Here is a 9,720-nt window from a genome sequence, read left to right as displayed (position 1 = left end):
TTTCGAGGTAGCGGTCTTCAACCGCGATTTTATTACACTTCACACCCCCCACCGGCAGTCGTTTCACTCCCTTCGGTGGGGGTTATGTGCCCAAAGCAAGCTTTGTGCGTGTCGGCTTTCAGCCTCTAATTGTTAATATACTCAACTTTAGCATATGGAACCATCTGAATTTCACCTATTTGCTCCGATTAGCGTCCTACGGGACGCATCTGCTTGTTGATACCATACCCCCACCGCCACTTCGTTCGGCGGTGGGGGTTATTCAGGTATTGTCCTGCCGGACAATAAATTAGCAATATTTATTATCAAATGCTAAAGTTGAGTTAATATATTTTCAATGAAAAAAATCAGTGAGATCAGTGAGATCCGCGCGGGGAGTCCTCAAAAAAGTTATTGATGTATTTGTGGTGTATTTGGGATATATTGTGTCGATTTTTGCTTATTTATAGAAAAAAGCGACATGTATTTAGAAATTTATCACATAAATGCGTGTAAATTTAAAAAAATGACGTAAATTTGTATGTTTTATAGTAACAAAAGGGAGATTATGCAAATTGGTGCTAAACTTAACGTGGAAAGATTGCTAGCGCTGGTAGTGGCGTTTGTCCTGTGGACAGCCGCCCATGCAATCGTTGCATGTCCCGATCCTGCCCGGGTGCAACAGCCCGACGGCACCTTCGTCACATTGCTCCAGCACGGCGATGAATGGTTCAACTACACTACTACTGCCGATGGTTATACGGTCGTGAAAGATGAGGCCGACGGTTACTACAAGTATGCTGCTGTGGCGGGTGATAACCTTGTGCCCACGGCAGTGATTGCTCACGACGCCTTGCGCCGCAACGCGCAGGAGCTATCGTGGCTTGCTGCCACGCAGCGCCACCTCACGCCGAGCGTCCAGACGATTAACGCCCGCCGCGCCAAGCATCGCCTGCATGGCAAGACCGGGCACTATGACTACAAGAACTTTCGCGGGCTGGTGATTCTCGTGGCCTACAACGACTGCCCATTTACCTACGACAACGCCCACACGCTATTCGACAACATGATCAACCAGCGCAACTACCGCGGGTTCATGAGCAATGCCGCTTTCCCCGAGCTGATTCCTTACACCGGCTCGGTGCGCGACTACTTCTACGACAGTTCGGCTGGCGAGTTTGATGCCCAGTTTGATGTTGTGGGGCCTGTGACCATCAATTACTCGCAGTATGACGCAATGAAGAGTGCGGGGGCTCCAGTGCTTGTCAATGCCGCCCTCGATGCCGCCGACTCGCAAGTAAACTACAAGGATTATGACCGCGACGGCGACGGAAAGGTCGATATGGTGTTCTTTCTCTTTGCCGGTGCTGGAAGCAACTTCAGCGGCAACGACAGCCGCCTGCTGTGGCCCCATGCGTCGAGCATCACCAGCAAGTACCTCGACGGAGTGTCGTTTGACCGCTATGCCTGCTCTACCGAACTTTATAGCCGTCCCGAGTCAAAGATTATCGACGGCATAGGCACCATTTGCCACGAGTTCAGCCACGTGCTGGGCATTGCCGACCTCTATGATGCCGACGGCACCACGGGCGGATCGTGCGTCAACCCCGGCCGATGGAGCCTCATGGCATCGGGCAGTTACCTCAACCAGTCGCGCACCCCGTGTGCTTATAGCCTCTACGAGCGTTATGCAGCAGGTTTCATCACCCCACAGCAGCTCACCCGTGGTGGCAGTTACACTGTCAAGCCCATCACGACGAGCAATGCTGGCTATCGCCTGGAATCTAATGTCAAGGACGAGTATTTCCTTATCGAGAGCCGAGCCAAGGCAGGCTGGGACGCCTATCTTCCCGGCGAGGGCATGCTGGTGTGGCGAGTGGACTCGACCAATGCCACCGCATGGGAGAACAACCGCGTGAACAGTACCGCCACCCATCCCCTCTATGAATTGCTTCGCGCTGGCGGAGCCGGCACATCCGACACCGGCAGCGACCCGTTCCCCGGCACCCAAGGCATCACAGCATTGGGTAATAACACAACGCCCAGCCTGCGCTCGTGGACAGGCCGCAACAGCGACTACGAAATCACCGGCATCACTCGCCACAGCGACGGGACGGTGTCGTTCAACCTCAAGGTACAGACCTATGAGACCCACATCGAGGACTTTGAGGACATGGCCGTCACCACAGCCGATGCCAGCAAGGTTGCCGGCAAGTACACCTCGTGGACCTTCAAAGCTGGGGCGCGCGTTGCCGCCACCTCGGGCGAAGGAACAGGCACAGGCAAGCACTCGTGCTCGTTGCTGCGCAGCAGTGAGGTGCTCACTAGCGCGTTGCCCTGGGATGCACAGTCGCTGTCGCTCGACTTCTATAACCCAACCACTAGCAACGCCGTTGTGAGAGTCTATACCCGCGCATCATCGACGGGCGTATGGGCAACAATCAAGACCGACGATGGTCTAGAGAGCACTACAGTGCCGGCTGGTGAGAGCGTCAACCTGTTTTTCACCATGCCATTTGTCCAGGGCAGCGAGGTGCGCATCGTTGAGTTCAGCGGCAGTCGCACTGCGGCGTGCTATCTCGACAACGTGTCGTTTGTGGTGGAGAGCGACCGCATCGAGGGTGACCTCAATGGCGATGGCACAGTCGATGTGACCGATCTCAATGTCATCGTGGGCGCTATCATTGACGGAACTGCCACCAGCGGTTTGGACCTCAACGGCGACGGTGACGTGGACGTGAGCGATGTGAATGCATTGCTCAACATAATACTGAACAACTGAGAACATTTATATACTAATTATTAACCATTTATTCACAACAAAATGAGAAGATTCAATTCTTTCATGGGACTCGTGGCGGTAGTTGCCGCTACAGTCTTCAGCGCTCAAGCGCAGGAGAACATGGATGTCTCGCAGGCTTCTGTACTCAAGTTGCAGGAAAAAGCCAGTGTTAAGAGTGATGAGGGTGGTTTGGTAAGCTTCAAGGATTTATTTGATCCTAGAGGTATCGATCGTCCCAAGTCAGACTACACGCGCGACAACATCGTAGCTCCTAGCGAACCCATGAGTGCAAGGAGAGCCCCTCGCAAGGTGACTTCGGTGAATGAGCTCGCAGGCAACTACGTGCTCACCGGAGAATCATTGCTCACCTCGGGCTACAATGGTGTGAGTGTCACAGTCGAGCCCCTCGGCACTGACTCAATCATCATGCGTGATTTCTGGTCAAGCGGTTACAACACCGTTGTTAAGGCCAAAGTTGCTGCCGACGGCAAGCTCACCATCCCCTATCAGGTGATGGGACAGCACGACACCTATGGCAACATCGTGTTTGCAGCTACCAACCTTGCCGATGGTCAGCCACTCGCAGGCCAGGAAGTGACAGGCGTGGTAAGTGGCAACAAGATTGTCATCACCGACGCATGGGGTGCCTATGTCAAGGCTAGTGCCACTGCTACCACCTGGAGCTACTTCAGCGTGGTTGCTAACACCACTCTGGACAAGTGCAACGCCACATTCACAGGCAAGAAGCACGGCGACGGCACAACCGAGAGCTACGGCGTGGTAGTTGAGCAGACAGGTGCCAATGTGGCTACAATCAAGAACCTGGGTAACTATGGTCAGACAGTTGCTGTTAGCCTTAACCGCAACAAGACCGTGAACATCCCCTCTTCATTGATTGCCTACAACGCAAATTACGGCGACTTCTACAGCTACAACCTCACATTCAGTGAGACTGGTAGTGCTTCGCTCAGCACCGATGATGCTGTAACTGCTGCCGCTACCGACCTCAAGAAACTCGACTGGACTAACTGGGGTGTTGTTACTGGCACAGCCCAGGGCAGCCGCTACCTCGTTGCTGCCTACGACGAGTGTAACATCACTTGCGATTTCGATCTTGAGTATCCCTCAATCAGCGTCACCGACTTTGAAGGTGAAGGTACCGAGGCTTCTCCCTTCCTCATCAAGCAACGTGACGACATGATCCTCCTCAGCGACAAGGTTGCCGGGGGCGAGACCTACGAGGGCGTGTTCTTCAAGGTTGTTAACGACATCGACATGGACGGTTACAAGGTAACCCCCGTTGGTAACAACCAGAATAAGTTCAACGCTACATTCGACGGCGACAACCACACCATCAGCAACTATGTTGTTGACGACAAGGGTATGTACATGGGTCTCTTTGGTTATGCCGACGCAGCTTCAGTAATCAAGAACCTCACCGTTGATGGAGCCGAAGTAAAGGCACAGAACTACTACAGCGGTATCGTTGTGGCACAGTCAAGTGGTACACTTGACAATGTTCACGTTGTTAACTCAAGCATCTACAGCACAGGCATGGCAGCTGGTGGTCTTGCAGGTATTGCTTACAATATCTCAAACTGCTCGGTTAAGGACACAGAGATCACCAGCCTCTATGGCTACACCGGTGGTGTTGCTGCCGAGGTTTCGGCTCCTATCTCTAACTGCTTTGCCCAGAACGTAAATATCGTTTGTGCAACAGTGAGCGGTTCAGCTCCTGGTTATCCCACTGGTGGTGTAGTTGGTAACCTCTTCTTCACTACTATGGACAACTGCTGGTTCAGCGGTATAATCGACGGCTATTCACAGCATTCAGAGTATCAGGTAATCGGTGGTGTTGCTGGTAACGTATCGGCATCAACACTGAAGAACAGCTTCGCAGTGGGTACCATTCGCGGTTATGCAAGCGGTGCTATCGTTGGTGGTGTTGTTGGTTACCTTCGCGGAAACGTAGAGGACAGCTACTTCAACGGTCGCGTTGACGGTTACTCATCACGCTCAACTGGTGGTGTTGTGGGCCGTGTTCAGGATTACATTATTGAAACAGGTGATCCCACAACTCACGCGCAGGTTAAGAATGTTTACTCAGCCGCTACAGTTGCTGCCGAGATGTATCAGTACTCATCACAGGTTGAGAAGCAGAACAACGAGGTTATCGGTACCATTGCTAATGGTTCAGAGCCCGTTCTCGCTAACGTTTACTTCGACAAGCAGATTGTAAGCCTCTCTCAGAGTGAGTTTGGCGTGAACACAGCCGACCTTACCGCAGCAGCTGGCCCCGCAGGCTTCGACGCAAGCCTCTGGCAGTACAGCGCTGGTAAGTATCCCGCCCTCAAGGCAAGCGCAGCAACCGCAGCATCTAAGCTCGCTACTGCTGCAGTGGTATTGCCCGCAGGCGCTTCGTTCGACAAGTTCACCAAGGACGCTGTCGTTAACAAGGACAACGACGTTATCGTGGCATTCTACAAGCAGGGCAACCTCTCTAACCTGGGTTACTTCGCTAAACTGAATGGCAACAAGATCGAACTCAACGCTAATAGCGAGTTCGGTAACGACACAATCTATTATCTGAACCCCGAGGCTGGTGCTTACTACCGCGTGGCTAAGATTTCTCCTCTCCCCTTCGAGGGTGCAGGTACCGAGGTTGAGCCCTTCCTCATCAAGACCAAGGCCGACCTTATCCTTCTCTCAGACCTTACAACCAACAAGAACCAGCTCTTCCCCGAGACTTACTTCAAGATTGTCAACGACATCGACCTTGAGTATGACGAGAACTTCGTGGGTATCTGTACCAACGCTCCCGACGCTCACAACTACTTCGCAGGTGTGATCGACGGCGACGGCCATTTCATCCACAAGATGAAGTTCAACCGCGTTGCTTGGAGCACATCTCCCGAGCAGGCAGGTGCAGGTTCTTGGGGCACTATCAACACTAGTGCAAGCACATCTTACGCAGGCTTCGTTGGCCGCCTCGACCAGACAGGTGTTGTTAAGAACGTGAACATCGCAGCCGACTGCGACCTCAAGTTCTACGGCACATCAGGTGCAGTGGTTGCTTACAACAACGGTCTCGTTGAGAACTGCCGCAACTACAGCGACGTGATTGGTTACTCTTGCTGGATTGGCGGTATCAGTGGTCAGAACCTCAAGGAAGGTAAGATCATCAACTGCTACAATGCAGGTAACATTACCGGCGGCTACGGCCAGACAGCCGGTATCGTAGGTGCTAACTACAGCTATGTTGAGGGTTGTATGAACGTTGGTAAGATTGAGATTCGCCAGCTTGCAACCAACTATGCTAACCAGTTGCAGTCTTGCGGTGGTATCGCAGGTACTTCTTCATCAGGCGGCAAGTATGTGAACTGCGTCAACGCAGGTACAGTTGCTGCACAGATCAAGCGTGCTGGTGGTATCGTAGGTTACTGGGGTGCTATTGCTCCCACAGCAACTTCAAGCTACTATCGCAATGACATGATCAACTGCGTTAACTACGGTACAGTATTCAGCGGCGACGCTGCTACTAACGGTGCTATCGCAGGTGGTGAGGCTCAGAGCACATCAGAGGAAATCAACGGCGTTTACTGGGATGTTCAGATTCTTGACATGCCCGCCGACGCTAATGCTCCCCACGCAGGCATGAACGGTGTTGAGACAAGCGTTCTCACATCAGGTCAGGCTCTCGAAGGCTTCGACACCGAGGTATGGCAGTTCGAGGCAGGCAAGTACCCCGTCCTCAAACAATTTGCTAGCGAGGAAATGGTACAGAAGGCAGCTGCTACTCAGCTCCTCATGCCCGCAGGCGTTACCGCTAAGAACCTTAGTGCCGACGCTACAGTCACAGCAGGTACTCCCGCTCTCCAGCAGGGCACAGCATTCACTCTCGACGGCATGACCGTTAAGGGTATCGCTCACACCGATGCAGTGATTGAAGACATTCTCACTATCGAGAACGACGGCTTCGTTAAGGTTATTGCTCTCTCGGCTCTGCCCACTAATCCCCTCAAGGGTAGCGGTACAGCAGAGGATCCCTGGCAGCTCACTAACGCCCAGGAATGGAACGCTCTTGCTGCATTCATGTCTAACACTGCCAACACTCTCGCAGGCGAGTATGTGAAGATGATGAACGACATCGACTTCGCAGGCGAGCCCGCAGGTATCACACCTCTGGGTGCCGACGGTGTAACCGCATTCAACGGTAACTTCGATGGTGACAACTTCTCGGTTAAGGGTTATGCTTACAAGACCAAGGTCGCTGGCCAGGGTGGTCTCTTCGGCACTATTGGTGCTGATGCAACAGTGAAGAACCTCACTGCCGCTGGTTCAACCGAGGGTGGTCTTGGTGGCAACAATGGCACTACTAAGCTCGGCTATGTGGGCGGCGTAGTAGGCAAGCTCTATGGTAAGCTCGAGAACGTCAAGAACTCAGGTAAGGTAACTGGTATCGCAACTTATACTGCCGGCATCGCTGCTTATGCTTATCAAGGTGCTCGCCTCGACAAGGTTGTAAACACTGGCGAGGTAACTTCAAGCGCAGCCAACGTGGCTGGTATCGCTGCCTACGTTTATGAAAACGTTGAGTTCACAGAGTGTAAGAACGAGGGCGACCTCAGCTCAACCACCGCTACTGCTTATGTGGGTGGTATCGCTTCTTACGCACTTCCTGGCAAGTATATTGAATGTGAGAACCATGGTAACATCACTGGCGGTTCAAGCGCTGGTATCGTTGCCAACTGTGCCGGCAAGGCTAATTCGGGCTCTTACCTGTTTGATAGCTGCGAGAACCACGGCGACATCACAGGTAACGGCATCCTGGGCGGTATCACTGCTGCACAGGGCGCTACAGCTGGTAACAACGTGTGCGTATATGACGGTTGCGAGAACCATGGCGACATTATCGCTACTGCAACTGCTGCCGTTTCTTCTTCGTCAATGGCTGGTATCGCTGCTTTCTACTCGGCAGGTTCAACATTCGACGGATGTGTCAACACAGGTAACATTGTAAACACTAAGAGCGTTTACACTGCAGGTATCACAGGTTACTACAAGGGTAGTGCAAGCGCAACTTATCCCGTTGTAGTTAAGAACTGTGTAAACTCTGGTAACATCGTTTCGCAGGCTCAGCAGATTGCTGGTATCATCGCTTATGTTTCTAACTATGTGGCTATCGACAGCTGCGTCAACTTTGGTAACATCGAGCAAGGCCTGTGGGGTGCTGCAGGTATCTGCTACACTTTCACTGGTGCTAATAGCTCGCTCACCAACTGTGTGAACCATGGCGACGTAACTGTTGCTCAGTACAACGCTGGCGGTATCATTGGTAACAACGCTAACGCTGCATCGGTTGTTAATGGCAACATCAACACTGGTAACATTTCTTCAACAGCAGCCGAGAGCGCTACTTCTAACCACTATGGCGTGGGCGGTATCGCTGGTACTGGATATGCGACATTCTCTAACTGCTTCAACTCGGGCAAGGTTTCTGGCCAAGTTCGCGTGGGCGGTATCGTGGGTTCTCCCAGCTACTATGCTTCTGCTGCTCGCACTCAACTCGTCAACTGTGTGAACATCGGTGAGATTGAGGCTCGCGAAGGCTGCGGCGGTGCTCTCGTGGGCACCGAGACTGGCAAGGAGGCTACCTACTGGGGCGATAACAACACTTGCACCAACTCTTACTACCTCACCGACCGCAAGGCTTATGGCAACAACAACGCCATCGGTACAGGTGTGACTGTTGCTGAACTTGCTGCAATCGACATGAACTCTGTTCAAGGTGCAGCCCGCAAGGCTCCCGCACAGGCTTGGTTCAAGGCCGATGACTACACATTTGCAGTTCCCGCTATCTCTGAGGGTAATCCCATCATTATGGCCGACGCTGCTGCTGTGGTTCTCGCCGAGGGCGACACCTACGACAATGTGACCACCAAGTTCTATGTGGGTGCTCCCGAGGGTGTGGTTTGGACAACCAACAACGACATCGTTGTTATCAATGGTAACGACGCTGATGTAGTAGAGGCTGCTCAGGAGGTTGTGGTAACTCTCAAAGCTACTGCAAGCGAAGAGGGCACAACTCTCAACGAAAATAGCTGGACTATCATTCTCAACGTTGACGTGCCCACAGGCATCGACGAGACTACAATCGGCAAGACCATCGCAAGCGAGGCTTACTACACCGCTAACGGCGCTAAGGTAACCGAGCCCGCTGCTGGCCAGGTTTACATCGTGGTTCGTCAGTACACCGACGGCACAATGAAGGCTATCAAGCTCCGCAAGTAATCTGGTCAAGATTATTCCCTAAATAAACGCCAAGGGCGACCCTACGCACAGGGCCGCCCTTGATTTTTCGTTTTTCTCGTCTTTCCGTTGAAAAAATGTGGTTTTGTGTCAATTATTCCGTTGAAAAAATGTATCTTTGTATCAATTATTCCGTTGAAAAAATGTAATAGTTGATGTTAAATAGTTGATTATTAGTTAATTTTGTATATTGGGTGTTTTTCTGACTGTTAACAATATCGCGTTGGCGTTCCTCTCCGAGGCACGATATTCGTATAGCATATACCCCATGCTGCGCACCTCTTTGAGGTTGCTTGCATGGGGTTTTGCATAGTGAGACTCTTCGAACCTCTAACGTCTCCGACGTTTTTACCGGGTAACTATTCACCAATGGAACTCCCCGCGCGGATCTCACTGAACTCACTGATTTTTTCATTGAAAATATATATAGTGGATTTTTTAGACCTCAGGGAGGTCGTAACTTTGGTTAACCGCTGGTCGCAGACCTGCGAGCTGCCGGTGGGGGGGGTGTGAAGTGTGACAAAATCGCGGTTGAAGACCGCTACCTCGAAACGTGCAAGGTTGCGGTCTTCAACCGCGGTACAGTGTATCGCGTTTACCCTGCCCTGCCTTCGCTTGCGCTCAGTTAGGACAGGGTTATGTGCAGAACT

Annotated in this window: 2 protein-coding genes; both read left to right on the top strand. The window is 52.2% G+C overall.

Going from position 1 to position 9,720, the window contains the following annotated elements:
- Nucleotides 1-547 precede the first annotated feature (547 nt).
- Nucleotides 548-2,761, top strand: a complete 2,214-nt coding sequence (locus tag ACKI3C_RS06645; protein WP_407403304.1) for a M6 family metalloprotease domain-containing protein — start codon at nt 548-550, stop codon at nt 2,759-2,761.
- A gap of 42 nt (nt 2,762-2,803) precedes the next feature.
- The gene (locus tag ACKI3C_RS06640; RefSeq protein ID WP_407403302.1) at nt 2,804-9,052 is read left to right on the top strand and encodes a hypothetical protein; all 6,249 of its coding nucleotides are present in this window, start codon (nt 2,804-2,806) and stop codon (nt 9,050-9,052) included.
- Nucleotides 9,053-9,720 lie beyond the last annotated feature (668 nt).

Source organism: Sodaliphilus sp. (assembly GCF_045598405.1).
Taxonomy (GTDB): Bacteria; Bacteroidota; Bacteroidia; order Bacteroidales; family Muribaculaceae; genus Sodaliphilus; species Sodaliphilus limicaballi.
Note: the sequence above shows the minus strand (reverse complement) of the source record. Positions and strands in the feature narration are given on the sequence as shown.

What these genes read in the sequence shown, in the direction of transcription:
- ACKI3C_RS06645 (WP_407403304.1), top strand. Translation starts at nt 548, where the DNA reads ATGCAAATTGGTGCTAAACTTAACGTGGAAAGATTGCTAGCGCTGGTA.
- ACKI3C_RS06640 (WP_407403302.1), top strand. Translation starts at nt 2,804, where the DNA reads ATGAGAAGATTCAATTCTTTCATGGGACTCGTGGCGGTAGTTGCCGCT.